At 52.8% G+C, this 21,948-nt stretch carries 19 protein-coding genes and 1 pseudogene; 7 read left to right on the top strand and 13 right to left on the bottom strand.

Annotation, left to right across the window (positions count from 1 at the left end; translation table 11 throughout):
- Positions 1–173: 173 nt before the first annotated feature.
- From BLO43_RS13375 to BLO43_RS13405, 7 genes are all read right to left on the bottom strand, one after another.
- Complete coding sequence (locus tag BLO43_RS13375; RefSeq protein ID WP_254773472.1) at positions 174–1,445, bottom strand: ADP-ribosylglycohydrolase family protein; 1,272 nt, start codon at positions 1,443–1,445, stop codon at positions 174–176.
- A 146-nt stretch (positions 1,446–1,591) separates the two neighbouring features.
- Positions 1,592–2,929, bottom strand: coding sequence for a nicotinate phosphoribosyltransferase (locus tag BLO43_RS13380; protein WP_090907486.1), 1,338 nt, complete (start codon positions 2,927–2,929; stop codon positions 1,592–1,594).
- Positions 2,926–3,540 (bottom strand): isochorismatase family protein, encoded by a 615-nt coding sequence (locus BLO43_RS13385; RefSeq protein WP_254773473.1) that lies wholly within the window; start codon positions 3,538–3,540, stop codon positions 2,926–2,928. Before BLO43_RS13385 ends, BLO43_RS13380 begins: the two co-directional genes overlap by 4 nt.
- A gap of 101 nt (positions 3,541–3,641) precedes the next feature.
- A complete protein-coding gene (gene raiA / locus BLO43_RS13390) occupies positions 3,642–4,202 on the bottom strand; it encodes a ribosome hibernation-promoting factor, HPF/YfiA family (RefSeq protein WP_090907488.1) in 561 nt (186 codons plus the stop codon).
- A gap of 115 nt (positions 4,203–4,317) precedes the next feature.
- Positions 4,318–4,758 carry a universal stress protein gene (locus BLO43_RS13395; RefSeq protein WP_090907489.1) on the bottom strand — a complete coding sequence of 147 codons (441 nt, stop codon included), beginning with the start codon at positions 4,756–4,758 and terminating at the stop codon, positions 4,318–4,320.
- A gap of 18 nt (positions 4,759–4,776) precedes the next feature.
- Complete coding sequence (locus BLO43_RS13400; protein WP_090907490.1) at positions 4,777–6,204, bottom strand: RtcB family protein; 1,428 nt, start codon at positions 6,202–6,204, stop codon at positions 4,777–4,779.
- Position 6,205: 1 nt separating this feature from the next.
- Positions 6,206–6,622 (bottom strand): archease, encoded by a 417-nt coding sequence (locus BLO43_RS13405; protein ID WP_090907553.1) that lies wholly within the window; start codon positions 6,620–6,622, stop codon positions 6,206–6,208.
- Between the two features lie 231 nt (positions 6,623–6,853).
- Here BLO43_RS13405 and polX point away from each other — a divergent pair, with 231 nt between their 5' ends.
- Positions 6,854–8,575, top strand: coding sequence for a DNA polymerase/3'-5' exonuclease PolX (gene polX, locus BLO43_RS13410; RefSeq protein WP_090907491.1), 1,722 nt, complete (start codon positions 6,854–6,856; stop codon positions 8,573–8,575).
- Positions 8,576–8,709: 134 nt separating this feature from the next.
- Positions 8,710–9,348 (top strand): phosphoribosyltransferase, encoded by a 639-nt coding sequence (locus BLO43_RS13415; protein ID WP_090907492.1) that lies wholly within the window; start codon positions 8,710–8,712, stop codon positions 9,346–9,348.
- Between the two features lie 478 nt (positions 9,349–9,826).
- Here BLO43_RS13415 and BLO43_RS13420 read toward each other — a convergent pair whose 3' ends face one another.
- Positions 9,827–11,188 (bottom strand): calcium-binding protein, encoded by a 1,362-nt coding sequence (locus BLO43_RS13420; protein WP_090907493.1) that lies wholly within the window; start codon positions 11,186–11,188, stop codon positions 9,827–9,829.
- A gap of 600 nt (positions 11,189–11,788) precedes the next feature.
- On the opposite strand from BLO43_RS13420, the gene BLO43_RS13425 reads away from it, so the two are divergent.
- Genes BLO43_RS13425 through BLO43_RS13435 form a run of 3 tightly spaced genes read left to right on the top strand, consistent with a single transcriptional unit; the run spans position 11,789 to position 16,226 of the window.
- Complete coding sequence (locus BLO43_RS13425) at positions 11,789–12,484, top strand: ABC transporter ATP-binding protein (protein ID WP_090907494.1); 696 nt, start codon at positions 11,789–11,791, stop codon at positions 12,482–12,484.
- Positions 12,481–15,042 (top strand): ABC transporter permease, encoded by a 2,562-nt coding sequence (locus BLO43_RS13430; protein WP_090907495.1) that lies wholly within the window; start codon positions 12,481–12,483, stop codon positions 15,040–15,042. Before BLO43_RS13425 ends, BLO43_RS13430 begins: the two co-directional genes overlap by 4 nt.
- Positions 15,042–16,226 carry a lipocalin-like domain-containing protein gene (locus BLO43_RS13435; RefSeq protein WP_090907496.1) on the top strand — a complete coding sequence of 395 codons (1,185 nt, stop codon included), beginning with the start codon at positions 15,042–15,044 and terminating at the stop codon, positions 16,224–16,226. The genes BLO43_RS13430 and BLO43_RS13435 overlap by 1 nt, the downstream gene beginning before the upstream one ends.
- Positions 16,227–16,303: 77 nt before the next feature.
- Here BLO43_RS13435 and BLO43_RS13440 read toward each other — a convergent pair whose 3' ends face one another.
- The 5 genes and pseudogenes from BLO43_RS13440 to djlA form a co-directional block, all read right to left on the bottom strand.
- Complete coding sequence (locus BLO43_RS13440) at positions 16,304–16,825, bottom strand: hypothetical protein (protein ID WP_090907497.1); 522 nt, start codon at positions 16,823–16,825, stop codon at positions 16,304–16,306.
- Positions 16,826–17,122: 297 nt separating this feature from the next.
- Entirely contained in the window at positions 17,123–17,470 is a 348-nt protein-coding gene (locus BLO43_RS13445) for a hypothetical protein (protein ID WP_090907498.1), read from the bottom strand.
- A 322-nt stretch (positions 17,471–17,792) separates the two neighbouring features.
- Positions 17,793–18,217, bottom strand: a pseudogene (locus tag BLO43_RS13450) (CNP1-like family protein).
- A gap of 18 nt (positions 18,218–18,235) precedes the next feature.
- Positions 18,236–18,358 (bottom strand): hypothetical protein, encoded by a 123-nt coding sequence (locus tag BLO43_RS17180; RefSeq protein ID WP_302847701.1) that lies wholly within the window; start codon positions 18,356–18,358, stop codon positions 18,236–18,238.
- 239 nt (positions 18,359–18,597) lie between these two features.
- Positions 18,598–19,374 (bottom strand): co-chaperone DjlA, encoded by a 777-nt coding sequence (gene djlA / locus BLO43_RS13455; protein ID WP_090907499.1) that lies wholly within the window; start codon positions 19,372–19,374, stop codon positions 18,598–18,600.
- 243 nt (positions 19,375–19,617) lie between these two features.
- On the opposite strand from djlA, the gene BLO43_RS13460 reads away from it, so the two are divergent.
- Both BLO43_RS13460 and BLO43_RS13465 read left to right on the top strand, forming a co-directional pair.
- Positions 19,618–20,337: a glutathione S-transferase family protein gene (locus BLO43_RS13460; protein ID WP_090907500.1), complete on the top strand. Its 720-nt coding sequence runs from the start codon at positions 19,618–19,620 to the stop codon at positions 20,335–20,337.
- Positions 20,338–20,857: 520 nt separating this feature from the next.
- On the top strand, positions 20,858–21,562 hold the full coding sequence (locus tag BLO43_RS13465; RefSeq protein ID WP_175443964.1) for a response regulator transcription factor: 705 nt from the start codon (positions 20,858–20,860) through the stop codon (positions 21,560–21,562).
- Positions 21,563–21,948: the final 386 nt, after the last annotated feature.

Genomic DNA, 21,948 nt, shown 5'->3' on the forward strand with positions numbered 1-21,948 from the left:
AAGCTGCCAGCCGCTCTTAAAACTCCAGGCTGGTGGGCGATGGTGTGTTGGAGGATGGCGAAGATGACGCTTTGGTTGCGGAAATTGAAGCGCTGATCATGCGCCATGGTACCGATGCGTTAGCGTTAGAATATGTTACGAGTAGTCAGGGTGCACGTCGCGGTGCGAGATGCTCAAATGGCATTTCCTCGCAGAGCAATATCCGTAAACGCGTCGATCTCGGCTTTCAATTTCTCTTGATCTATCAAGCCCTCCACCAAGTGGTTTGGCAAATCATCGTTGGACGCACCAGCAATCAATCCCAGAATCATGCCTCTATGCACATTGTCTCCGCCGGCATTGGCATTCGCCAGAAGAGACGCCTCGACACCCAGGTTATGTTTCATGATGAGATACAGGAGCAGCGGAAGCCCGTGTTCCGGGTAGCAGGCGGTTGCAAAGAGACGGCGAATCACTTCGGGCTCGGTGTGCTGGCTGGCTAACTGGATTACTTCATAAGGTGCGGCATTGAGTCTCACGTGAAGTTGCCACATCTCATCTTTCGGGATATTGCCGGGACCGCCATGCTCACGATAAGCGGCGAAGAGTTCCTCGCCGCTTATTTGAGGTGTGCGTATGTCTCTGGCATATGAAGATATTGCCTCGACCGGGTCGGCGCCTCTCACCAGCGAATTCAGAAGAGGAACCAGTATCCCCAGCGCACTAGCCGCGTTTTCCGATCTATGGGTGAGACACTGATGCTCTATGGCGAATCCGAGCCCCTGATAAGTGCCGTCGATCAGCATGGCGAGAACCAGGGGGCGTATGACCCCGCCATGCGAGCCGATGGACCATACATTGCGTTGCAGCTCGGCGCAGGCATGGAGCGGCAGGCCTCGGGAATAGTTCTCGAACCAGCGTCGAAGATAGATCTCCGTATAAGGGTCCCTGTTTTTGCCGGGCGTGGTGAGATGCTTCACGAACTCTTCAATAAAGTCTCCTGGCTCATAGCGGCCAACACGTATCACGGACCGCATGAGCACGCGAACCAGATGGGCACCAAGCGTATTCTCTCCAGCGACCAATCCGTGATGGTAATGGGAACGATCCTCCAGCCGGGGAACCCGATTGCCGTGCTCGCTCTCCCGTTCCAGAGATCTGATTGCCAGATCACTATAACTGGTGTCATAGAAACGGGCATGTGCATGAAGAATGTCATAGCGACGGCCCAAGCGATTTGCGGTATCGACATCTGGATGATAGGTCATTCCCACCATGAAGCTTTCAGGGTGAGGATGGGGTGGCGCCTCGTATCCACGAATACCACCGTCAAATTGCTGCCGGATATTTTTCAGGCTGTAAAACCAGTGAGCCGGCATCGCCAGCGCATCTCCTATAAACAACCCCCATAGCGCGTTACGCATGCGCCTAACGCGGGTTTCGGCCGTATTTTCATGATGATTCATGAGATTCAGATCCTTAAGATTAATGCCATCAGGCAAGAGATATAAGCGACAATGCGCGTGATCAGTTCAAGCGCGGCCGGGGCCAATTAATTTCAGTAGAGCGCTGTTGCGCTGTTGAAAGCCATACGCAACCTTATTTTTCCGGGTTAAGGCACATGTACGGCATCCAGTTCGGTAGCCAGCACTTGTAACGCTGTAGAAATGGCTACCGGGTAAGGTGGCGCCATCTCAAGGGTGGTTATTGCTTTGGGTAGATGAGCATATCCCGCCAATGTCCGTTGGCGCATCTGATCCAGCGCAGCATCTCCAAGAATACGCCGGCCGGCCTGCATAGCAGGCATGAGGAGCGGTTGACCATCATGAGGATCATTTTCTTCCAGCGCCACAACATCACCAGCCATGCAGCCATCAGCGCTATAGTTGCGGTATACCTGCTTTCTTCCCGGCCAGGTGGCCTTGCCCTCCGAGCGTTTGCGGCGCGGCTTGCCGGCATACTCCTGCAGTTTGTAGGCACAATCCAGCGAGGGCGCGTCGCCTGAAACATCCAGTGCGGTTCCTATACCAAAGCCGTCGATTGGCGCAGCGGACGACAATAATTCACGCAACCGGTATTCATCCAGATTGCCGCTGGCAAAAATAATCGTCTTTTCCAGTCCGCCTTGATTGAGTATTTGGCGCACGCTTCGGGCGTGCGCCGCGAGATCACCGCTATCCAGCCGCACACCCTTGATGCCGATGCCATCCGCACGAAGTTTGCGGGCCAGGGCAACGACCTTGGTTGCGGCAGTCTCCGTATCATAAGTATCGATCAATAGAATCGAACTATCCGGATGGCAGCGTGCAAAATGGTCAAAAGCAGTGGCTTCATTCTCATGCGCCTGAATGTAGGAGTGAGCCATGGTGCCAAACAGCGGGATGCCATACAGCGTCCCGGCCAGCACGGTCGCGGTGCCGGAGAATCCCGCCAGATAGCTCGCCCGCGCCGCAAGCAGCCCGGCCTCCGCCCCGTGCGCACGGCGCATGCCAAAATCCACCAGTAATTTGTCAGGTGCCACCATCACCATACGAGCCGCCTTGGAGGCAATCAACGTTTCGAAATGCAGCAGATTCATGATCCGTGATTCGACCAGTTGGGCTTGTGGCAGCGCGGCAGTTATCCGCAGGATAGGTTGATCCGGAAAAAAAACGGTGCCTTCCAGCATGGCATGAACGTCGCCGTTGAAACGAAATTGCTCAAGGTATGCGATGAAAGAAGGTGGGAAACGTGGAGCAAGCCAGGTTAATTCTTCCGGCGAAAACTTCAGGTTTTCGAGAAAATCAAGGACTTGTTCCAGCCCGGCTGCAACCATGAAATTTCGCCCTGGCGGCGGCTTGCGAACAAAAAACTCAAAAACCGCGCGCGCTTCCATACCTTGCTCGAGGTAGCTCTGCAGCATCATAAGCTGATAATGATCAGTCAAAAGAGGGCTGGAAAGCGGATTCATGCCGCGAGCGCCTCGAAGCATATGGGTGTCGCGCCAAGACTCCTCATATCCTCAAGCGCACGACCGTGATTCGAGCTTATGTCCATTGCACGTATCGCATCTTTGAGCACAAAGACGGCGTAATGATAGTGCATGGCATCCTTCACGGTATTGAGCACGCAATACTCCGCAGAGATGCCGCCGATAAATACGCGACGAGCACCGGAGGATCGCAGTAACGCATTGAGCTTGGTATCCGTGAAGCCGGAATAGGCATCCTTTTCCGGTGCGGCAGCCTTGGAAACGATGTGTATATCAGGAGGAAATTCAAGGCTTGAAGGGAATGCCGCGCCCGGCGTTGACGCAACACAATGTGGTGGCCATGATCCCCCCTGTTGCAGGAAGGAGCAGTGGTCTGATGGATGCCAATCGCGAGTGGCGAAAATGGGCAAACCATGAGCATGAAAAAGTACAATGTAACGATTGAGCACCGGCACGATCTCGTTCCCGTCGGGTACGGGAAGGCTGCCGCCGGGAAGAAAATCGTTCTGTACATCTACGAGAATCAGGGCATCGCCAGCGACGAGCTTGACCTTCATGAACCTGTCATTATTCATAAAGTTAGTGCTCATTTGGCCCCGTAATCCAGTCCGGGAAGCGCTTGATCAAGCCGTGCGTCTTCATCTAATTGGCCCCCAGAGTATGAGACTGAACGCCCCGTGCTCGCCATTCCTTATTCTGCTTCTCCTTCCGAGGTGTGATGTTTGCCGGTGCTCACACGTTTTGCCTGAAAACCCTCGCTGCCAATATCCTCCAGGAACTTTACTTCGCTGCCTTCCTCCAGTTTGTCAAAGTTATTTTCGGCGAGATTATCCCGGTGAAAATATAACTCCTCTCCGTCGGGTGTCTCGATAAAACCATATCCTTCCTCCGCAATCAGGCGCACCACCTTGCCGCGTATGATTGGCGCGTGCGCCTTGATATCGCCGCGCTGACGGCGCCCGTAGTCTTCGAGCTGGCGCTTTGCGGCATCGAAGGCATCGCGCAGCGCAACATACACATCCTCATCCGCCTCACGGTTGACCACCAGCTCTTTGCCCGGCACGGTGATGTCGAGACGCACGTTGAACATGCGTCCCTGATGTTTATGTTTGTGTGGAACTTCGACTACCACGCGGCATCCCATGATATTCGGATAAAACGTCTCGAGTTTTTCCGTTTTTTGCCGGATGTGACTTTCCAGTGCTTCAGAATGGGGCACATCGCGCGCAGTGATTTGCAGCAGGGTTTTCATGAGTGTTCCTCCCAATGATTCATGTTGTGCCATCCATTGGGTGAAACTGGACGGCATGGTTTCATCATAGACTATGCTTGATACCCATGTTGACCCAAGTCGCCCTAGCAGGTTGCTAGGCGCCACGAATCAGTAACACGGGTATATGTGCCGTACGAACCACTCCTTCGGCAACGCTGCCGAACAGAACGCGACTGAAACCGGAACGGCCGTGGGTACCGATTACGATCAGGTCGGCCGGCCAGCGCTCAGCCTCTTCCACTATTATGCTGGCGATGCGCTTGCCATGTGCTTCAAGCAGATTTATTTCCGCGCCCATGCCTGTCAGCTGCACCACCATTTGTGCGTGTGCCAGCATCTTTTTGCCACTGTTCCTTACGGTTTCCTGCATTTCAGCGTAGTTGATGTAACTATCGCTATCCAGCAAGCGGATATCCTCGACGACATGCACCAGCTCGAGCTGCGCGCTTTGCTGCCGGGCGAGCCGGATGGCTTCCTGCAGCGCGCGGTCGGAGGTTGCACTGCCGTCAACGGGTACCAGGATATGTTGATACATGATACCTCCTGACAAGAATTATCCCTTAACACACACTTTTGGCCGGAGGAAAGCGACCCGGCGCGCGAGCCCTGCTTGTTCCGTCACTTCTGCAACCAAATCGACATCCTTATATGCGCCTGGAGCTTCTTCCGCCACTCCTCGCATCGAGCGAGAGCGAATCAGAATGCCCTGTTGCGCCAGTTCACTTATCAGCTCGCGGCCATGCCAGCGTACCGATGCCTTGTTGCGGCTCATGGCACGGCCCGCGCCATGACTTGACGAGGCGAACGCCTGATTTCCTCTGGCGCCCGCAAGAATGTACGAGCCGGTACCCATGCTGCCACCGATGACAACTGGCTGGCCCACCGCACGATAGCGTTCAGGCAACATGGGGTGACCCGGACCGAATGCACGCGTTGCACCTTTGCGGTGCACATGGAGCAGTCTGGGCTTGCCATTGATTTCGTGCGTTTCCTCCTTGCAGGTGTTGTGCGAAACATCAAATAATGTTTCAAGCGCTGCATGGGGATAAATTTTCGCGAAGGCCATGCGTGTCAGATGAGTGAGGATCTGCCGATTGGCAAGTGCGCAATTGATTGCGGCGTTCATTGCTCCGATATATTGCCGGCCTTCCGGAGATTTGATTGGCGCGCAAGCGAGTTCTCGGTTAGGTAAGTGGATACCAAGGCGGCCGGCGGCCTTGGCCAGCATAACGAGATAATCGGTACCGATTTGATGCCCCAGCCCGCGTGAGCCACAATGTATTGAAATTACAATCTGACCTTCATGCAGACCAAAAGCCGATGCGGCGACCGTATCGTGAATTCGCTCCACCACCTGTACTTCAAGGTAATGATTGCCTGAACCAAGCGTTCCCATTTCGCCACGCTGGCGCTTTTTAGCCAGCTCCGATACATTATCTGGAACTGCGCCGGCAACACGACCGCGTTCTTCAATGTACTCAAGATCTGCAGTGTTGCCATAACCCTGTCGTACGGCCCAGTGCGCGCCATCTTGAAGTACCTGATCCAGCTGTGCCGGATTCAGTTTTAAGTCGCCCTCTTCCCCTACGCCAGCGGGAATCGCCTGGAACAAGGTATCTGCAAGCTCCATAAGGCTTGGCGTAGCGTCAGGCAAATCGAGATTACTGCGCAGGCAGCGTATGCCGCATGAAATATCGAAGCCAACGCCACCGGCGGAAATTACGCCACCTTGTTCTGCATCGAACGCTGCGACACCGCCTATGGGAAATCCGTAACCCCAGTGCGCATCCGGCATGGTCATGGCGGCACCGGCCAGGCCAGGCAGAGAAGCGACATTGGCAATTTGCTCCAGCACTTTATCATCCATGCTGACCAGCAAGGGCGCGGTACCGTAGAGCAGCACTTCCGCCCGCTTGTCCCCGGGATGGCGTGGGAAGCTCCAGAGGTAGGGCTGCAATTGGCATAACTGGCTTAGATTCATCTCATACGTCCACGACGCAACGCGCTTCCCATCCTGGTTCGGTCTGTTTCACTGAAAGCATGGTCAGGGTCGCGCCTTTTACTTCGACGCCGCGCTCCAGGCCGGCATGCCATCTTTCGCCCGATGCTTTGGCGCACCACCAGTTGCCATGGTGCTGCACGTGAAAGCGGCTGAAAATCATGCCTAGTTCACGTGACTTACCCAACAATAGATTCAGCCATGTGACAAAGGCGAATTCGAAGTCGGCTTCTTCGAACTCAAACGTTACCGTAGACGTTGGCTGCACTGCATCAAGATTGGTTATGATGGCAAATACCGCATGTGCTCCGGCCTCAAACGCTTGCTCGGCGGTCGCGCCGCAGCCAATTATTCCCACGTCGGCATCGTGCTCGAAATACCGCCAAGGCTCAGCTGGCATAGGCAGACTCTCTTCCATCTCGATCCAAAACTATAGTTCATTATAGTAGCTTTAGGAGATCTCGCTGGAGGGTCCCAAATCAAGCGTAAATCAGACAGGAATTGCTATTCCCGGCACCGCCACATAATTCGCTGGATAGACTAAACTTTGATCTTGGAAGCAAATAGGCGCACTCCGTATCCGCCCAGCCAGCATGACTGCACAAATAAAGATCGACCGGGAAAAGTAAGCATGCCACGTCATAACGCCGATATTGCCGCGATCTTTGAGGAGATTGCCAATCTGCTTGAGATCCAGGGAGCCAATCCGTTCCGTATACGTGCTTACCGCAATGCGGCCCGCACCATAGGCGAGCTTTCTACGGAAGCATACGTGCTGGGGGAAAAGGATGAGGATTTGACGCGCTTCCCAGGTATTGGTCACGACCTTTCCGCCAAAATACAGGAGATTATCACTACGGGTCACTGTAGCTTACTGGATCGTCTGCACACGGAACTTCCTCCCGCCGTTACTGAACTTCTGAAAGTCCCGGGTCTTGGTCCCAAGCGGGTAAGGCATCTCTATCACGATCTGGATGTGCAGACCGTCGAGCAACTCTACTGCGCCGCGCGTGACGGCCGCATTCGCGCTCTGCCCGGTTTCGGTGAAAAGACCGAACTGAGTATCCTCCAGGCGGTAGAAACACATGCCGATCAGGTACGTCCCAAGCTGGCTGTAGCGGCACAATATGCCGAAGCGCTACGATCGCACCTGGCGGGAGTGCCTGGAGTAATACGAGTCACTGTCGCGGGCAGTTTCAGGCGTATGCGCGAGACCGTTGGCGACCTTGATTTCATTGTTGCGGCAACACCGGCTAGCGCTGTCATGCAGCATTTCATTGCCTATGACGAGGTTGCCGAAACGCTGGCGGTGGGTGCCACACGTGCCAGCGTTATCCTCAAATGCGGTATTCAGGTCGATCTGCGCGTAGTGGCCGAGGACAGTTACGGCGCCGCCCTGCTCTACTTCACTGGCTCCAAGGCACATAATATCGCCGTCAGGCAAATCGCTCAGAAACACGGACTAAAAATCAACGAATATGGCGTATACCAGGGAAAAATCCGTATCGCGGGTGAAAGCGAGGAGTCGGTCTATCACGCTGCCGGCCTGACTTATATTCCGCCGGAGCTGCGTGAAAACCGGGGCGAAATTGCGATGGCGCGTGTTGGATCTCTGCCACGACTTGTGGAGCTCGGCGATCTGCGGGGCGACCTGCATGTCCACACCAAATTTACGAATGGTCACAACACGCTGCGCGAAATGGCGCTTGCCGCGCAGTCGCTTGGTCTGGAGTATCTCGCCATTACCGACCATTCGCGCAATCTTACCGTCGCGCGCGGTCTCGACCCGCAACGACTGGCGCGCCAGTGTATGGAAATCGGAGCACTTAACGAAGAACTGAAAGGTATTACTTTACTCAAGGGGATAGAGGTGGATATCCTGGAAGATGGCAGCCTCGACCTGCCGGATCACACCCTTGCGCAACTCGACCTGGTTGTGGGAGCGATACATAGCAAATTCGAGCTTTCGCGAGCCAGACAGACGGAACGAGTCTTGCGCGCCATGGCCCATCCTCACTTCACTATGCTTGCACATCCCACCGGGCGGATTATCCAGGAACGCGCACCCTGCGACATCGATATGCCGCGCATTATCCGTGAAGCCGGGCGCCGAGGTTGTTTCCTCGAACTCAACTCCCAACCCGGCCGTCTTGACCTACTCGACATCTATTGCCAGATGGCCAAGGAAGAGGGAGTACTGGTCAGTATCAATTCCGGCGCGCACAGTACTTTTGAGTTCGACAACCTGCGCTTTGGCATTGGGCAAGCACGCCGTGGCTGGCTGGAAAAGCAGGATGTACTCAATACTCGCCCCCTCAGCGAGCTTCGTGCACTCATCAATCGGACAATGTAGACAACAACGGCCTGCACTTTATCTGCCACCCGTCTGCTGCAAAGATTGTTCAGAATAAAAAATTGAAAAAATGCCTATGCTGCCTATACTTAAATAGGTTTCAACCGATTTTGCGTAACTAGCGGGAGATTGCCATGGTTTTTGCAAACCGGATTGCAGCAGCCGAACAACTTGCTGCGGCTCTTTCCGAGTACCGGGACAAACACCCATTGGTGCTGGCGATTCCAAGGGGCGCGGTGCCAATGGCAAAGGTCATTGCCGACGAGCTGAACGGTGAACTGGATGTGGTGTTGGTACGTAAACTACGCGCGCCCGGCAATCCGGAATTCGCCATTGGTTCGGTCGATGAAAGCGGTTGGGTGTATCTTGCCGATTATGCCTCGCAGGTGGGGGCGGACAAGGAATACATCAGGAATGAAGTTTCCACACAACTGGAAACGATACGGCAGCGCCGATCTCAATACACCCCGGTGCGGCAACCGGTTGATCCCGCCGCACGCATAGTTATCGTTATCGACGATGGGCTGGCTACCGGTTCGACCATGCTTGCGGCACTGCATGCGCTCAGGGCGAAACAACCCGCTGAGTTGGTGTGCGCAGTACCGGTGGCACCCCCCGATACGCTGAAAAAGGTGCGCGGCAATGCTGACCGCGTAATATGTCTCTCGACTCCCATCAACTTTGGGGCTGTCGCACAATTTTACATGGATTTTCCTCAAGTGACGGACGAAGAGGTTATCGCCATCCTCGCTACTTCCGGCCAAGCCCACTGACGCAGTTGCAAGTCTGGCGGACTGTCGGCTAAAGAACAATTCTGTTGAAAAACTTCGTTTTGTTTTCGTCGATTCATCCCGATGAATTTTTATTTTTAGTTTATTTTACGGATTAGGCTCAGTTTTCCGTAATGAATGAGGGTTCTAATTGCTGCTGTCTGCCTTTATGCAGGTATTAGATCTGCTTCCTGCGCTATCGGGGTCAACCATTTCGCCATCCGTCGTAAATTCTGGGCGGTTACCGCTAATAGAAACTCATCCTGCGCACTGATTAACAACCCTTTCCATTCGGCTAACGCTTCCCCTTGTCGGGCGAGTAGAGGACTTCCGCCCCCAAGAGTGCTTGGTTGCAGGGCGCACCAAAAAAATACCCTGCGGGTTATGCCGCAGGGTAAGGGTAGTTTAGTAGGGAGTTTTATCTTTCCACTTACTCTTTCCTACTCAAGCAAGGAAAAATTGGACTTCATTGGTTATTTGCTCAGGCCAGTACGAAATCGGCGTCAGTGGTGATTGGCGTGCCGACCAGTGTTGCCAGCTGAACAGCACCGCCTCCACCATTACCGTCTGCGTCGAACGATAAGCGACCCGTGCTTGTATCGTAGAGGAAGTAGTCGTTATCATCAGCGGCAGCGGCACTTGCACCAATCACGATGTTGCCTGCTGCAACTGGGCCGGCACTCAGTGCTGCACCAGTCGCCAAGTTTACCGCAGCCAAGCTGAATTGCAGGGTATCCGTACCTGACAAAAAAGACTCAATGGTGTCCGTACCGTCGGTTTCCAGTGTTAAGCCACTGAACAAGAATGTATCTGCACCATTACCGCCATTGAGGGTGTCGTTACCCGCCCCGCCGTATAAAGTGTCGGCGCCATCACCACCATAAAGCCGATCCTTACCTGCCCCGCCGTATAAAGTATCGGCGCCATCACCACCATAAAGCCGATCGTTGCCTGCCTCGCCGTATAGAGTATCATCACCATTATTGCCACTGAGGGTATTGGCCGCAGCATTGCCGGTAAGAATATTGTTCAGTTCGTTGCCGGTGCCTTTGATTGCCTTCTTACCGTTGAGTGTAAGGTTCTCGAGATTGTTCCCCAGGAGGTAGCTGATGCTGCTCTCCACCGTGTCGATACCGGCATTGCCCGCCTCGGTGATCTTATCACCCGACGTATCCACTATGTAGGTGTCGTCGCCAGCCCCACCATAAAGTTTGTCCGGGCCTTTACCACCATCAAGCCTATCGTTGCCATCGCCACCATAGAGTTGATCACTGCCTGCACCACCATAGAGCTGATCGTTGCCGCTGCCACCATAGAGCTGATCGTTGCCCTCGTCACCATAGAGCTGATCGTCGCCACCCTCGCCGTAAATAACATCTTTGCCGTTACCACCGTAAATTATGTCATTGCCTCCGACGCCGCTACCGTCGAGATTGGTACCATTGTCGCCGTAAATGGTATCTTTGCCGTTGCCACCGTTGATCGTGTCATTACCGATACCTGTATTACCTCCGTCTGCAGTTACTGCGGAGGCAATCTTCGATGTGTCACCACTCTGCTTGTCATCGCTGCTATTCCAGCCATCGCCATAGATAATGTCATCACTGTTTTCACCGTTCTTAGGAAAGCTCATACCGATTATGTCGTCGCCTTCGCCGCCGTATATCTTGTCTTGCCCATTACCGCCAGAAATAACATCTTTGCCCGCGCCCCCGAAAATGGAATCATGACCGTTACCGCCAAAGAGTTGGTCATCGCTAATACCACCATTTAACGTTTCATTTACCGCATTACCATTCTTCCTGCCGTTATCATCTTTTTTTTGGTTACTTTTATTGCTCATTTTTTGACCCCCAGCTAAGTAAAGTAAAGAACATCGGATGATTTAATAATCGTACCCGCTTGTGCAGACGATCCTACCAGCCCTGCAATCGCGGCCTTAACAATAATTAAAAGTCTCTTGGCGCACTTCGACATGTTACGAATAACCGCACCGTCCATCTGCTACAAAGCATCTAGGCAGGCTGTAAAAACCAGCAAATGACATAACAATGGGCCCAACGCATCTGAAGTTTGTCTCTTTTAACGCCCGCCCCAAGATATAAGCAAGTTTCGGACCAAATATTGAATCAATCTTCAAATCATAATGTTATTGCGTTACGTGAGCGAAATTTCCATTGCTTCTGTATGATTTTTCGACAATGATTTATGTTTTAACTACACTTAGACTCGAAACTTGGGCAACTTGAATCCTGGCGCGGGCTGCTATAGCTAAGGGGTTACCCGTTACAATAGCGTCTTTGCTTAGGATAATTTCAGTGCAATCTCGCCTTGCTGCCAGGGCCTTCCTCCTGATGCACGTGCTGGAACGGGTGATCGTTGAGAAATACGGTTTCTTCACGCCATGTTGCGTGCCGGCTCGATAGTTTAGCCTCAATCAACCATGCTGGAACTGCGTCATATTGGCAAAGCATATGCAAACGGACAGCGAGTGCTGACCGATTTATCCTACACCCTCGGTGCCGGTAAGTATGTAGCGATAATGGGCGAATCCGGCGTCGGCAAATCAACGCTGTTGAATCTGATTGCCGGTTTGGATACCCCGGACGCGGGTGAAATACTGATCAACGGCATCGCCATGTCGTCATTGGATGACGATGCAGCAACCCGGCTGCGACGCAAAGCGTTTGGGTTTGTCTTTCAGGCATTTCATATCCTGCCGCATCTGACGCTAGGTCAGAATATTGCTCTGCCTTTATTGCTGAATGGCGTCTCGGGTGAGCATACTGACGAACGAACCGGGCAAATGCTGGATGCAGTCGGCTTGCACGGCAGGGGAGAGCATTTTCCGCGCCAGCTATCCGGAGGCGAAATGCAGCGAGTCGCTATCGCCCGTGCACTGGTACATCGCCCTAAACTGATCCTGGCCGATGAACCGACCGGCAATCTTGATCCGGACACCGCGCATGACATACTCATGCTAATGCGCACGGAAATCAAAGCGAATGGGGCGTCCGGCATCATCGTTACGCACTCGCATGCGGCCGCGGCAACGGCGGACCAGGTGCTGGTGCTTACAAAAGAAGGGCTCCACCCGGCGGATTCGGTACCTTCGACAGGTTCGCACCAAAGCAGATGAAAAAATGGACAAATGGGGGCACGCTGTCGCGCTGGTTGTTGCTGGGCGAATGGAAGGCTCATCTGACGCAGGCTGCCGTCGCTATCACTGCAATCGCACTTGGGGTAGCGCTCGGGTTTGCGATTCATCTGATTAATTCGGCTGCCTTCAACGAATTCTCCGCCGCCGCCAAAAGCCTTTCCGGCCAATCCGATCTGCAAGTGCGCGGCACTCAGGTAACCTTTGCAGAGTCACTTTACCCGGTGCTGGCGGAACATAGCGATGTCGAGCTTGCCAACCCGGTTTTGGAGCTCGATGTCGTCGTCCCTGATAATCCGGAAAAACGGAAAAATGCCACCTTGAAAATTCTCGGACTGGACATTTTTCGCGCCGCGGATATTGCGCCGGACTTGATCGGTATCCCGGCCGAAGACAGGCTATTCGATATTCTGGCGGACGATGCCATTTTCCTTTCTCCTGCCGCAATGGAATGGCTGGGGGTAAAGCGGGGCGATCCTCTACCGTTACGCGTGGGAACACAAACCATCACGCTACGCGTCGCGGGCGGCCTGGTGCGAACCCGTGCGGGACAACGTATTGGAGTGATGGATATTGGCGCGGCGCAGTGGCGCTTCCAACGCATCGGTCAATTGTCGCGCATCGAATTGAAATTGATGCCAGGCATCAATCACGAAGTATTCAAAACCGCGCTGGCGCGGAAGTTGGGTGAACAATATGTTGTCACGGAAACCGCAGATCAGGAAGCGCGTGTCGCCAATATGTCGCGCGCCTATCGCGTCAACCTGAATATGCTGGCCCTGGTAGCGCTGTTTACCGGTGCATTTCTGGTTTTTTCCACGCAGGTGCTGTCGGTCGTTAGGCGGCGTCACCAGTTTGCGTTGCTGCGGGTACTCGGACTCACGCGCAAACAACTGTTGGGGCAGATCTTATTGGAAGGAGCAATCCTTGGCACCATTGGCTCGCTGTTCGGTCTAGCCATAGGCTACGCCATAGCGGCGGCAGCACTGAATATTTTTGGTGGAGACCTGGGAGGAGGATTTTTTCCGGGGATACAACCGAGTCTGCATTTTGATCCCATTGCGGCCACGATCTTTTTCACGCTGGGATTGGGCGTCACCTTATTGGGCAGCGCAGCCCCCGCCTGGGAAGCAGCAAATGCGCGCCCGGCGCCAGCACTCAAGTCCGGGAGCGAAGACGCCGCGCTCTCGAAACTGGCCACACCATGGCCCGCCCTCGCTTGTCTGGCATTGGGGGGCTTGCTTACGCAACTGCCGCCAATTTTTAATTTACCGGTCTTTGGCTATCTCGCAGTGGCCTTGTTGCTGATTGGCGGTATTGCGCTCATGCCGCGTCTTTCAGCGTTGATCTTCTCCGCCGTATTCTCCGCGGTAACCCGGCGCACATCCGATGCCGTACCGGCACTGGCGCTGGCACGACTGGCCAATGCACCCAATCAGGCAGCTGTCGCCTTAGGGGGCGTGCTGGCCAGCTTTAGCCTGGTGGCTGCGATGGCAATCATGGTCACCAGCTTTCGGGTATCGGTTGATAATTGGCTCAAGCATATTCTACCGGCTGATTTATACGTTCAGACGGCGACAAGCGGCGATACGCGTGGCCTTACGCTGGATGAGATAAAGACTCTCGCCGCGACGCCCGGCATCTCCCGCGCGGACTTTTTCCGCTCATCGCACCTGACGCTTGATCCGAGCCGGCCCAACGTTATACTGATTGCCCGTCCCATTGACATGACCGATCCCGCCAACACCTTGCCCATGACCGGTGAAGTTATCGCGCCCGCCCTGCTCCCGAAGGATGCGATACCTATCTGGGTATCGGAAGCGATGGTCGATCTATACGGTTACACGCTCGGCAAGCGAATGACCTTGCCCATAGGAACGTCTCCGCCAGACTTCGTGGTCGCCGGCGTGTGGCGCGACTATGGGCGGCAATTCGGCGCAATTCAGTTACAGTTGACCGATTACCAGGCACTGTCTGGCGACCAGAAAGTGAACGATGCCGCGCTTTGGCTGCAGGCGGGTGTAACGCCTGAGCAGGTGATTACATCATTGAAACGCTTGCCATTCGGCGGCGCACTGGAATTTTCAGAACGCGGCCAGATCCGCGCGCTCAGCCTCAATATTTTTGACCGCAGCTTCGCGGTCACGTACTTGCTGGAAGCGGTCGCGATTATTATAGGGCTGCTCGGTGTGGCGGCAAGCTTCTCCGCACAAACATTGGCGCGCACCAAAGAATTTGGCATATTGCGTCATATCGGCGTGACGCGCCGCCAGATTCTCAGTATGCTGGCAGCGGAGGGCGGCCTGCTGACTGCACTTGGCATTGCGCTCGGATTTGTACTCGGGTGGTGCATCAGCCTGATTCTCGTCTTCATCGTGAATCCGCAGTCTTTCCATTGGACCATGCAATTGAGCCTGCCTTGGGGTGGGCTGATGACTGTAGCCCTGGTATTGCTGCTGTCAGCAGCATTGACCGCGCTGGTATCCGGGCGCCATGCCGTCTCGGGCAACGCAATACGCGCGGTACGGGAGGATTGGTAATGTACTTTTTTAGATGCGATCCCATCCATATGGGGGGTTCTCGCAAAAGCGGTCACCCGATCATGCTCCTCGCGAGAATGATGATTCTCTCGCTGCATCTGGTTGCTGCTTGCGCTACCGCGCAATCACCTCCTGCTTTGCCTTCCGGGTCACCTCCTCAATCACCTCAGTTACTTCCCCGGTTTTCCCAAGTGGTTCCTGGCGTAACGCCTACCTTTCCCCAAGACTTCGGCGCACACCCAGACTTTCGCACCGAGTGGTGGTATGTGACCGGCTGGCTGGAAACTCCCGATAAGAAACCGCTCGGCTTCCAGATCACCTTTTTCCGCGCCGCGACCGAGATCGATCGCGCCAATCCCAGCCGCTTTGCGCCCAAGCAGCTTATCATTGCGCATGTGGCACTTTCCGATCCAGCCATCGGAAAGCTGTTGCACGATCAGAAAAGCGCGCGCGACGGCTTCGGCCTCGCCTATGCCAAAGAAGGTAATACGGACGTAAGGCTGGACGATTGGCGTATGGTGCGCGAGGAAAACGGCCGCTACGAGACCATCGTCGAAGCGCGCGACTTTACGTTGCGCTTGTCACTGACCCCCTCCCAGCCGCCGATGAAGCAAGACAAAAACGGTTTCTCACGCAAAGGGCCTCGGCCGGAACAAGCCAGCTATTACTACAGCGAACCGCATTTACAGGTCTCCGGGACGATTACCCGCCACGGCAAGCCTATCCCTGTGAGCGGCACCGCCTGGCTCGACCACGAATGGTCCACCGCGTATCTCGACCCGGATGCCGATGGATGGGATTGGGTCGGCGCCAGTCTCGACGATGGCTCCGCACTGATGGCGTTTCGAATTCGAGGGAAAGACGGAAGCAAGGTATGGGCGTACGCGGGACTGCGCGATGCATCCGGCCGCATCACGCTATACGAGCCGGAGCAGGTGAACTTTCATCCACAGCGCACCTGGCGCTCGCCGCGCACTGATGCTGCCTATCCCGTGGCAATGCGGATTCAAACCGGTTCAACTGAATGGCTGCTCACGCCGTTGCAGGATGACCAGGAACTCGACTCGCGGCAATCGACCGGGGCAGTCTACTGGGAAGGCGCAGTCACGATTACCCGTGACGGCAAACCCGCCGGCCACGGTTATTTTGAAATGACCGGCTATGTAAAACCGTTAAAGCTATGAGAACAATGAAAACAATCGCTTGAACGGACGCTCACCGTTCGATATGAGCGGCAGTCATTGGCGAGCCGATGACTGGGTTAGCCCCCAACGAACCCAAAATTGATTGCGGTATCGCCAGTCTGAATACAACGTTGATAGTAGGAAAGTATGTCTTTAGTAAGGGCATCAACGTTCGGATTTCTCAACAAGACAGGAAGCTCGGTGGCCGAGAAGACTTTTTCGCCTTTTGCAACATTAGAGCCAATGCAAAAGGATACCGTTCCGACAGCGTTGGCAGCGAAAATGCCCGAAAGGGCGCGCCATGCGATGAAGCCGTTTTCCTTCCATGGCATATAGCCGTCAAGCGCCTTAGCCCAAGCTAGCAGCGTGGGATACTTTTGGCTAGGTGTCTGAATTCGTGCGAGAACGTCTGGAAGAAGGTGCTTCGAGGCAACGTCGCGATTTGTATGCTTGAGTTGCTCCAGTTCTTGCCACATGGGCTTGATGAAGATCCCCGCGTAAAGCAGAGTTGTATTCGGTGGCGCTGCGATCCTTGATCGCATACCGGGATTCTTCTGCAAGTAGCTTAGAAAATCCCTGGTTTGGGGTAGCAGCGTCATGGATGCTCCTCAGGAAGCTAACTTTATTATCGGCGGCCAATTCGGTGTCCCACCCTCGAGCACTTTGCCATTTCTTGGGTCTGATGGCTATACCGTTGTCTCTCCTAAACCCGCATAGATGCTCAATTAACTGCATAAGCATGCACTATTTTATAGATGAAAAATGTTTTTGTAAGCCGCGTCGCCCCTGCCGCATACGCGCGAATGGCGCCTTTGAAAAAAAAGCTGATCGTCTCCTTTTGGCACGTTTCTGCCTGTGGCGAAAGTCGCAAGCCGACACATAAGAGACAATATTGCCTATCCTTGGCCGCGTAACTTCTCCGATAGCACTAACCATTCATCAAAGTTGTTCTTTTCTGGAAATCTGAGGTCAGGAACTTCAAAGAAAGCCAATCGACCCATTCCTATCGGGCTAATGCCAGAAGCAGATTCAAACAATTCAAATATACATCCCCACAGATTTTTGATAACGTCAGAATCTGGGATAACTCCTTCATGCACTACATTATTTCGTTGCTTACGTGCTGACGACAATGCTGTGAAACTGTTCTCAGAGAGAAATTTGGTTTGCCATAGCAATTCATGTTTAACTGCCGTTGACCACGCGCGGTTATCTTGTTTGAGCAAGTCGAGTCTGTTTTTCATTTCGACTGGGTGAAAATCTGGTGTGCTCAGGAAGCGGCTTTTCCATAAGAAGAATGTAAGTTGCTCAACGACGACCCAAAGGCCACTTAAAGATCACTCCGATTTTGGTGCACCATGGCGGTGTATCCATGCAGTAAAAAAAATGGCGATAAGTTATTTATCGCCTTAATCAGATCGATGCCCTGCATAAAGCTGTCCTGTTTCAGTATCTTGGTAAGTTTTCATGAACTCCTTAAAAAACTAATGGCTGGTTTTGGCACGGAACTGCCTATCACGATAGGCTCTTCAACGTTGAATTCAGCATCTACCGCTGGCTACTGAATCACGCGTGGAGGCTGCCTCTCTTCAATGCTTGAATGGCCTCCCCCTCAGTTCTTACAACGATATTGGCTGGGCAGAAAAAATATCTGGAAAGCGCCCGTTGCGCATAATGCTGCGATATATCTTCGAGTTCCTCCCATTTCGATACCTGTGCCCATACTCAGGTCTTGTCGTCACGGCCAATGGTGTAGAGCCTTTTTTCGGTGACCTGAAATTTCAATATCAATATTTCGGCTCTTGCATTCTCTCTCGCACCGTCGGTCGCACACCGCATACCCTCGTAGCTTATGTTCATCGCTCCAGCGGGTGATTTGATTACCAGGTGTAGCGCACTATGTAATCGTCTCCCACCACGATGGAAGGCCCATCAATGAAATGAAGATCGTCGCTGGCAGGGCCGGCGTCAAATGGTAGCGGGTTCTCCACTTTGGGATAGGCAGGCAATTATATCCGCAGTTCAGCCCAGGTTTTGCCGCCATCAAATTCACTATCGAATCCCTTCAATACCTTCTGGGGAGTGCACGCTGCGAGCGGCAGAAAGCATAGCCATAACAGAATTTTTTTCATGAAGAAAAATCAGCGGTATCGGATTAACTTAGAGTTCATGTGTCAATGCTCAGCATTGACACAGATTGTGGAGCACGCAACTCATGGAGTTTATGCCATAGATCAGTTGATCAGTTTGCGCGGATCGTGGCGGTTATGGCGGCGATTCTCGGGTGCACAGTCTGAGTTACACCGGTATCACAAAACAATGCCGGAGAGTGTACACAAAAGTGTGTACTGTATACCTTAAGACATTGATCTTACGATATGTTTCGGCTCTTTTTAATCAGATCATAAGCAGTCTGTACTTCCTGAGTTTGTGCGGTAGCTACAGCAATCATATCTTCCGGCATCCCCTGGCCCATTAATTTGTCGGGGTGATACTGGCTCATCAGTTTCCGATAGGCACGTTTGATTTCCTGATCGCTACTCTCTTTACTGACACCTAACGCCTTGTAAGCATCATCCAGAGCGCTGGCGGACATTACCTGTCCACCGGCGAAGTGTGATTGGCCTAAAACCATTTCCAGCAATTGCTTGAACGCTGACTGGTCATAACCCAGATGAGAAGCGAAATCCTTTAACAAGCCCTCTTCAGCTGCATCCAGCCGCCCATCAGACAGTGCCATGACAATAAGGTAGATCAGCAGCATCTGCTTCAGGCTGTTCGTATGTCCGCAAACCGCCATGAATTGGTTAAGCTTCGGCTTGATATCAAAATCCGCGGCCGTTCCTTGCTTGAATAGGGCGATTGCCAGTTGCCGATGCTCGGAAGACATTCCCAGCTTCCGCATGAAATCTTCCACATGATTAATCTCATCCTGGGAAACATGCCCATCCGCTTTGGCGAGCTTCCCCATCAAGATGAAAACAGTTTCAATGAAAACTGTCTGGCGCTGGGCGTTAGTCAGGGGGTTAATGGCACCCGCACCATAAGCCCGGTAACGATCAATGATACTTCCGGCGATATACCCGGCGAACGCGCCGAAAATACCCAGGAAGTAATAACCTAATAAAAGTCCAATTATTTTAAACAAGGGAATTCCTGCGAATAATGTGGAAAATAGTCCTGAGTTAGGTAATTATTACTGAAATCGGAATTCTGACATACTTGGTTGACATACTGAGTGGATAAATTCATCGTGACGCACGGATAACCTGATCGGCTGCCAGCACCCGCGAGCAAGCCATATGATATTTACCATTATTCCCCTGCCAAATCACAAATGTATAAATAAAGTGCGGCAGATCCTTCAATGCATGCGACAAAGGAGAGACTGATGATTGAATTGCATTCGAGCCCCACGCCCAATGGGCAAAAGATAATGATTATGCTTGAGGAGACTGGAATCGAATGGCGGCATATCGACGTCAATATCGGGACTGGCGACCAGTTTAAACCTGAACACCTCAAGCTCAGCCCTAATAATAAGATTCCCGCCATTGTGGACACGGATGGGCCAGGAGGCATGCCATACACAATGATGGAATCTGGCGCCATTCTCCTTTATCTGGCGGAGAAAACCGGAAAATTTATGCCAAAGGATGCACGCGAACGCTATGACATGCTGCAGTGGCTGTTTTTCCAGGTGGCGCACGTCGGCCCCATGTTCGGCCAGGCCAATCACTTCAATAGCCAGGCCAGAAATAATCAGTATGCCAAGGATCGCTACAACAACGAGTCGCTGCGCCTGTACCGCGTGCTGGACAACCGGCTGGGCGACCGCCCATGGCTCGCTTGCGACGAATACACCATTGCCGACATCGCCACCTATCCATGGTGTAAAGGGCATAGGGATCGCGGCATCGACAATACCGCTTTCCCTAATTTCATGCGCTGGTTTGCGGCGATGGAAGCGCGTCCGGCGGTACAACGCAATAATGACATTGCGGCCGAAATCCGTGAACGCATGAGCAGAGCGGCAGAGGGTCAGCCAATGATCAATATCTACGATACCAAAGATAATGCCGAGCGTCTGACTCGGGCCACGTCGCGTTAAAATTCCCCAAGCCGCATGACGACCGCCGTTGAGGCGTATCGCGCGCAACAAACCTCTACCTCTCTTCCTTCCGGGTAACACGCCGCCCATGCCAAGCTCGTCAGTTGGCAGGATTGTTTGATAGACAAAAGCGCTATCCATCGCTAGCAGTCTGTCGGACTTAATCCGGATGTTTCCTAAATTCGCCTGAGGACGCGCGTCAATTTATGAAACATTTGGGCTAAAGAATCGAAGCGAAAAAGTGACTGAGCGAGGACAGATTTTGACGATTTTGAAGGTCAGTAGTTGTTTTTTGTTGGCTGAAAAAACGCCGGAATATGGACCGGCCAGATGCTTTTTCAGCCCGATTTCCTTTAAATCCGACAGGCTACTGGTTCCTTATTATTACTGCCTCCACTAGTTCTCCAGGATTAACCAACTACGCGCAGTATGTTCGGTAGCCAACAGATGAACGCGCCAAAGTTGATTGATACTATTTTCACATGGCATGCTTCCCATTAATAGGGTAATAAAAACCAGTATGGCTGATCAAATTGTTACACCTATTCGGGTTTTGCTGATTGACAGCCATTGCATTGTGCTTTTTGGACTGGAAAAGCTGATTGACAGTCAACGACCCAAGATGGAAGTGGTTGGCAGATTCACAAACTGCTCCGAAGCTTTCTCTCAAATGGAGAAATTGTCTCCCGATGTGATTCTGCTCGACCTGGATCTCGGTATTGAGAATGGGATAGATGCTATTCCGCGGTTAATTGCCACCTCAAAGGCAAAGGTTTTAATCTTCACTGGGTCACATGATCCCTCGGCGTATGATAGAGCCATGCTTGCCGGTGCCAAGGGTATTATTGAAAAAAAAGAAGCGGAGGAAACAATTTTAAGAGCAATTGAGAAAGTTCATGAAGGCCAGCTTTGGCTGGACAATGCTGGTATCAGCAGACTTATCAAGCTTGCGCATCAAAAAACTGCGAAAAATGGCAACATAGACCAGAAAAAACTGAAGTCCCTCACCATCCGGGAAAGGACTGTCATAGCGACCGTAACCTCTCAAGCCGGAGCGCCCTGCAAGGTGATCGCGGCGACGCTGAATATAAGTGAAAGGACGTTACGTAACCATCTCAGCGCGATCTATGAAAAACTTGGCGTGACCAACCGCGTGGGGCTGTGGGCTTATGCGCACACGCATAGCTTGAACAAACCCTCATTCCTTGAGGCTATTGGACAGTAGTTAGCGTATCAAAGAGAACGCAGTGAATAAAGAATGAAAAAACGATATTGCTCATCCAGGCCCAAGAAAACCCGCCTGATCCTTCCTTAAGGAAACAGCAGCTCGACCGCTGGGTTCCGTCTCTTCCACATCCAAAGCTGCAGCAAGCTCACGGGCATTGTTTCCATTTCTGTATCGCCCCATAGACTGCAACTTGAATAATCCCTATCTGTATCCATCGAGTTAACGAGCCAGCAGCTTCATTGCTGGGAGGTTATATCTATTTCTCGTAGTACTTTTCTCCTATTCAAAAAGGGACCTTTGACTCATGGCAATTTTAAAGCCAAAAAGCTAGTCTGAAAATGTTCATAGTGGCGGCAGAAACATTCGTCAGGAAAACCCTTAAT

The organism is Nitrosospira sp. Nsp13, assembly GCF_900101945.1.
GTDB classification, from domain to species: Bacteria; Pseudomonadota; Gammaproteobacteria; order Burkholderiales; family Nitrosomonadaceae; genus Nitrosospira; species Nitrosospira multiformis_D.

Excerpts from the sequence above, each read along its gene's own strand:
- BLO43_RS13375 (WP_254773472.1), bottom strand. The coding sequence starts at position 1,445 with ATGAATCATCATGAAAATACGGCCGAAACCCGCGTTAGGCGCATGCGT.
- BLO43_RS13380 (WP_090907486.1), bottom strand. The coding sequence starts at position 2,929 with ATGAATCCGCTTTCCAGCCCTCTTTTGACTGATCATTATCAGCTTATG.
- BLO43_RS13385 (WP_254773473.1), bottom strand. The coding sequence starts at position 3,540 with ATGAGCACTAACTTTATGAATAATGACAGGTTCATGAAGGTCAAGCTC.
- raiA (WP_090907488.1), bottom strand. The coding sequence starts at position 4,202 with ATGAAAACCCTGCTGCAAATCACTGCGCGCGATGTGCCCCATTCTGAA.
- BLO43_RS13395 (WP_090907489.1), bottom strand. The coding sequence starts at position 4,758 with ATGTATCAACATATCCTGGTACCCGTTGACGGCAGTGCAACCTCCGAC.
- BLO43_RS13400 (WP_090907490.1), bottom strand. The coding sequence starts at position 6,204 with ATGAATCTAAGCCAGTTATGCCAATTGCAGCCCTACCTCTGGAGCTTC.
- BLO43_RS13405 (WP_090907553.1), bottom strand. The coding sequence starts at position 6,622 with ATGCCAGCTGAGCCTTGGCGGTATTTCGAGCACGATGCCGACGTGGGA.
- polX (WP_090907491.1), top strand. The coding sequence starts at position 6,854 with ATGCCACGTCATAACGCCGATATTGCCGCGATCTTTGAGGAGATTGCC.
- BLO43_RS13415 (WP_090907492.1), top strand. The coding sequence starts at position 8,710 with ATGGTTTTTGCAAACCGGATTGCAGCAGCCGAACAACTTGCTGCGGCT.
- BLO43_RS13420 (WP_090907493.1), bottom strand. The coding sequence starts at position 11,188 with ATGAGCAATAAAAGTAACCAAAAAAAAGATGATAACGGCAGGAAGAAT.
- BLO43_RS13425 (WP_090907494.1), top strand. The coding sequence starts at position 11,789 with ATGCTGGAACTGCGTCATATTGGCAAAGCATATGCAAACGGACAGCGA.
- BLO43_RS13430 (WP_090907495.1), top strand. The coding sequence starts at position 12,481 with ATGAAAAAATGGACAAATGGGGGCACGCTGTCGCGCTGGTTGTTGCTG.
- BLO43_RS13435 (WP_090907496.1), top strand. The coding sequence starts at position 15,042 with ATGTACTTTTTTAGATGCGATCCCATCCATATGGGGGGTTCTCGCAAA.
- BLO43_RS13440 (WP_090907497.1), bottom strand. The coding sequence starts at position 16,825 with ATGACGCTGCTACCCCAAACCAGGGATTTTCTAAGCTACTTGCAGAAG.
- BLO43_RS13445 (WP_090907498.1), bottom strand. The coding sequence starts at position 17,470 with ATGAAAAACAGACTCGACTTGCTCAAACAAGATAACCGCGCGTGGTCA.
- BLO43_RS17180 (WP_302847701.1), bottom strand. The coding sequence starts at position 18,358 with ATGAAAAAAATTCTGTTATGGCTATGCTTTCTGCCGCTCGCAGCGTGC.
- BLO43_RS13460 (WP_090907500.1), top strand. The coding sequence starts at position 19,618 with ATGATTGAATTGCATTCGAGCCCCACGCCCAATGGGCAAAAGATAATG.
- BLO43_RS13465 (WP_175443964.1), top strand. The coding sequence starts at position 20,858 with ATGGCTGATCAAATTGTTACACCTATTCGGGTTTTGCTGATTGACAGC.